The 832-nt window shown below is 46.9% G+C and carries 1 pseudogene; it reads left to right on the forward strand.

The features are described 5' to 3' along the window. Positions 1–597 (forward strand): annotated as a pseudogene (locus ACJHYR_RS27950) (IS256 family transposase); the annotation flags it as partial. Positions 598–832 lie beyond the last annotated feature (235 nt).

An 832-nucleotide genomic window follows, 5' to 3' on the forward strand; every position in this document is an offset into this window, starting at 1 on the left:
AAATGAAGGTGCAAAGTTCTGGCTGAATGTACTGACGGAACTGAAAAATCGCGGCCTGAACGATATCCTTATCGCCTTCGTGGACGGCCTGAAAGGCTTCCCGGAAGCGATAAATAGCGTGTACCCGCAGACGCATATTCAGCTCTGCATCATCCATATGGTGCGCAACAGCCTGAAATTCGTGTCGTGGAAGGATTACAAAGCCGTCACCAGCGGGCTGAAAGCGGTATATCAGGCCCCGACAGAGGAAACGGCGTTGATGGCGTTGGATAAGTTTGCAGGCGTCTGGGATGAAAAATACCCGCAAATCAGCAAGAGCTGGCGCACACACTGGGAAAATCTCAACACCTTCTTCGGTTACCCACCGGATATCCGCAAGGCCATCTACACGACGAATGCCATCGAATCGCTGAACAGTGTCATTCGGCAGGCGATAAAGAAGCGCAAGGTGTTCCCAACGGACGACTCGGTGCGAAAAGTGATTTATCTGGCGATACAGTCGGCGTCAAAAAATGGAGTATGCCAATCCAGAACTGGCGGCTGGCAATGAGCCGTTTTATTATCGAGTTCGGTGACCGCCTTAGCGAGCACCTTTAATACGGCGGCAGTTACACAGAATTATTTACAGGGTCATTCTGAATTTAGTGCAGAATTAAAATATGTGTTCAAAATAATTTAATTCAGACAGCTTTTTATTTCACTATGGCTATCCCAGAACAACCAGTACAAATAATAAAAGACATATCACAGCAACACTCCACACTGACAGCGCAAAAATAAATGCCGCCTTTGTTATCTTCATATACAAGCAACCTGTCCTGATAATCACCAA

Origin of the sequence: Escherichia sp. WS1450, from assembly GCF_046487395.1 — a bacterium.
GTDB lineage: Bacteria > Pseudomonadota > Gammaproteobacteria > Enterobacterales > Enterobacteriaceae > Escherichia > Escherichia coli.